Below are 3505 nucleotides of genomic sequence, written 5' to 3' on the forward strand. Positions count from 1 at the left end.
CGCCTGCCGAGGCTACACCGGCAGAAGCCGCATCGGCTGAGGCCGCGCCTGCTGCTGCAGAAGTGGCACCTGCCGAAGCAAGCGCTGCGCCCGCACCTGCTGCGGCGCCTGTTGCGGCGGCCGCCCCCGAAGAAAAGAAGAAGCGGAAGCTCCGTTGGCGGACGGCTTGGATCTGGATGCCGTTCCTGATCGGCTTTGCCGGGCAGGCCTATCTGACCTACATCAAGCCGATGCTGGAGGCGGGCGCGCAGTAAGGCGCGCTGCCATCGCACATCAGAAGAGGTTGAGTGCGGGCGTTTCACCGCCCGTTGCCATGTCTAGTATGGCGTCGATCAGGCGGTCCGGCTCGGCGACCTTTCCATGCGTGAGCAGCATCTTCGCCTTCGCGATCATGTCTTGCTTGCTGAGCGGCGCTTCGGGGTCGCCTTTCGCATTCGTGCGCTCTGCGTGAAGAGTTTCGCCGGAGGCGAGGCGGATCGTTACGCGCCCGCCCCATGAGGCGGGGTAAGCGGACGCCCACGGGTCGGCGCGCAGCACGCGCACCTTTGCGGCAAGGCCCGCGCAATCGGCCCGCGCCTTTTCGCCAAAGGCATCGAAGTTGACCTGCTCGCAAATGAGCGCGGCGGCGATTGAATGTTGCAGCGAGAACTTCGCTTCATAATCGCTTGCCGCTACAGGCCGGTCGCAGACATCGAGTGCCGCCTGATATGTCTCGACGACAATCTCCGCGATCTGATCGAGCGACACGCCATCGCGTGTGAGCCTTGCGCGCAATTCCTCGCCCGCATCGATCGTCGGATGTGTGTGGCGGCAGGACGGCCAGGGCTTGATCGAAGTGCGGACAAGCTGCCACGGCGCATCGGGGTTTCGCGTCACGGCATCAGGGTCTGCGTCCGGGCAGGCGGCGCGGAAGAAACCTTTTTCTCCTTCAAGAATGCGCGCCGGGCCGGTGAAGCCGAGCGCTGCAAGCTCGCCCGCGCGCACGCCTGCTTCCGCCGCATGGCCCGCATGGAGGTGCTTCGTCATCGCGCCTGTTTCGAGGAACTGCCAGAGGCCGGAGGACTGGCTCCCCGCATTGCCGAGCGCGTTTATCGCCGCTTCGTCGTCAAGGTCGAGCAGGGCGGCGGCTGCCATTGCCGCGCCGAAGGGGCCGCAAGTCGCGGTGTTATGCCAGATGCGGTAATGCTCAGGACCAACCGCCATGCCGACGCGGGCGGCCGCTTCAAAGCCATGCAGAATGGCGGTGAGCAACTCACGCCCGCCCTTGCCATACTTTGCGGCGAGCGCATAGGCAGCAGGCACGACAACGCAGCCTGGATGCACGACGGACTCGCGGTGCAGATCATCTGTTTCCAGAATGTGGCAGAGGCCACCCAGCAGGAAAGCCATGCGGCCGGGATCCGGCGCGACATTGGCGGCGCTGTTGCCGTCAAACCATTTGAGCAGAATGCGGCCCGGTGCCGAGTTACGCCCGGCAAGGCTGTTTGCCAGCGCGTCCAGCGTGAAGAGCGCCGCCATGTCGAGATCGGCTTGCGTGACCGGCTTTTCCCGCGTGAGCCGGACAAGGGCCGATGTGAGGGAGAGGGGTTCCGGGCGGGCGGATGACATTTCGTTCACTGGCGGACGCTCACAAAATGAGGAATCTTCGCAAGGCTTCTCACTCCTGATACACCGTGAGGTGATGCAAGGCGATGCTGCGGCTCACGACTATAACGTCAGGGCGGCGCGCCTTGCCGTGAAAAGCGGCGCTGATTATAAGGATTCAGGTGTGTTCGCGGGGTGATTCGTCTGCCTGCCGGGCGGCTGGTGACCACGAACCGGGGTTTTTTCCGATGAACTCTCAGTCTGCAGGAAGCATCCGCCGCCGCGTCGTGTCGCGCGGATTTTCGCGTACGCTTGTCCTGCCGCTTTTCCTTGCACTGGCCGCCTGTAGCACCAGCAGCGAAGCGCCAAAGGCCGGTACGCCGCTGAAGCAGGGTGGCGGTTATTACAAGGTCGGCAACCCCTATCAGATCAACGGCATCTGGTATTACCCCGCCGAGAACGAGAAATATGACGCAACCGGCATCGCCTCCTGGTACGGGCCGCAGTTCCACGGAAAGATGACGGCGAATGGCGAGATTTTCGATCAGCACCAGATGACGGCCGCGCATCCGACGCTGCCCATGCCGGTGCTGGCTCGGGTGACCAATCTCGAGAATGGCCGCTCTGTCATCGTCCGTATCAATGATCGCGGGCCTTTTGCGGCAGGCCGCGAGATCGACTTGTCGCGCAAGGCAGCGGAAGAGCTGGGATTCGTGCAAAAGGGCACGGCAAAGGTGCGCGTGCAATATATCGGTCGTGCGCCGCTTGATGGCGGGATAGGGGACGGCACCGCCGTTGCCGAAACTTTTGTTGCGCCGCGCGTTGAAACGCCCGCCGAGGAAAGAAAGGTTGCTGCTGCCGCGCCTGTTACGAGCGTTGCGACGGTTTCAACCGCGGTGCTTGCGGCCCCTGCAGGTGCCGTCTCTGCGCCGCCACCGCCTGATACCTCCGCCATGGCTCCCATTCCCGACAATGCTGCGCCCGCGCCTCAGCCCACGCCCACGGTGCAGCAGGTGCCAGTGACCGGCCCCGGCAATATTTATGTGCAGGCCGGTTCGTTCCAGAACCTTCAGAATGCCGAAAGCGTTCGCCAGCAGCTTGCAGGTGTTGGCCGCGTCGAAATCCATACAACAACTGTTGACGGTACGCCCTTCTATCGCGTCCGCGTTGGCCCGTTGAGCGATGTGCCCGCCGCCGACAGTTCGCTCCAGAGCGTGATCGCACATGGCCATAAGAGTGCGCGCATCGTCATTGATTGATATGGCCTGCTTGTTGGCCTCAGACTGACCGTAACCTCTAGAAAGAAAGCATCGGCCCCCGCCATGATACGCAAGACGCTTGCTCCGGCCTTCTTCCTCGTGTTGCTCGCCTTTGCCGTGGTTATGCCACGCGCGGCATCCGCGATGGAGACGGCGGCCGAGTATGCCATTTTGATGGATTACGACACAGGTACCGTTCTCTGGGGCAAGAATGTCGATGAGGAGATGTATCCGGCGAGCATGAGCAAGCTCATGACGCTGGAGATGCTGTTCAATGCGCTGCGCGAAGGCACCGTCTCGATGGATGACGAGTTCCGCATCAGCGAATATGCGTGGCGCGCGGGCGGGGCGGCGTCCGGCTCCTCCACCATGTTTGCGGATCTCAATTCCTATGTGCCGGTTCACGCCATTCTGCGCGGCATTATCGTGCAGTCAGGCAATGATGCCTGCATTTCGACCGCCGAAGCGCTTGCAGGTTCCGAGAGCGCCTTTGCGGAAGCGATGAACGAGCGGGCGAAGAAGCTCGGCCTCAACAATTCCCATTTCGTGAACTCGACCGGCTGGCCGCATCCCGACCCTGTCACGACCGCGCGCGACCTCGCGCTGCTCGCGCGCCATCTCATCAAGGACTTCCCGGAATATTATCCGATGTTCCGCGAGCT

General features: G+C 62.8%; 4 protein-coding genes. 3 read left to right on the forward strand and 1 reads right to left on the reverse strand.

Going from position 1 to position 3505, the window contains the following annotated elements; genetic code table 11:
• On the forward strand, positions 1–254 hold a 254-nt coding region (locus WBF74_RS05110), incomplete at its 5' end, for a hypothetical protein (RefSeq protein ID WP_424436153.1).
• A 19-nt stretch (positions 255–273) separates the two neighbouring features.
• On the opposite strand, the gene WBF74_RS05115 is transcribed toward WBF74_RS05110, so the two are convergent.
• Entirely contained in the window at positions 274–1608 is a 1335-nt protein-coding gene (locus tag WBF74_RS05115; RefSeq protein ID WP_424436162.1) for an MmgE/PrpD family protein, read from the reverse strand.
• Positions 1609–1832: 224 nt separating this feature from the next.
• Between WBF74_RS05115 and WBF74_RS05120 the strand changes: the two genes are divergently transcribed.
• Positions 1833–2843: a septal ring lytic transglycosylase RlpA family protein gene (locus WBF74_RS05120; RefSeq protein ID WP_424436156.1), complete on the forward strand. Its 1011-nt coding sequence runs from the start codon at positions 1833–1835 to the stop codon at positions 2841–2843.
• Between the two features lie 63 nt (positions 2844–2906).
• A partial coding sequence (locus WBF74_RS05125) for a D-alanyl-D-alanine carboxypeptidase family protein (protein ID WP_424436159.1) occupies positions 2907–3505 on the forward strand: 599 nt, incomplete at its 3' end.

This window comes from Parvibaculum sp. (assembly GCF_049672805.1).
GTDB lineage: Bacteria > Pseudomonadota > Alphaproteobacteria > Parvibaculales > Parvibaculaceae > Parvibaculum.